Genomic DNA, 255 nt, shown 5'->3' on the forward strand with positions numbered 1-255 from the left:
GTACATTGCACGCTTCAGCATCTTGAGGCGGTTGATCTGCCCTTCGGCTTGACCGTTGCTCCACGGGAGTTCGATTGCATTTTTGACGGCATCAATATCCCGGCGCAAAACGCTGGCGAAACGCATGATTGCCGTGAGCTCGGTGTCGATGGCATCGTCGATCCATTCATCCAGCGCGTCCGGGCTCCTGCTGCGCAAGATGCCGTTGAAGCGCATGGCCAAGCCACGCATTATGGCGAACGCTCGAGAGCCCTG

At 58.0% G+C, this 255-nt stretch carries 1 protein-coding gene; it reads right to left on the reverse strand.

What is annotated here, in order from left to right; translation table 11 throughout:
- A partial coding sequence (locus AC0C6X_RS30240) for a transposase (protein WP_472956728.1) occupies window positions 1-255 on the reverse strand: 255 nt, incomplete at both ends.

This window comes from Ensifer sp. VA4 (genome assembly GCF_055710065.1).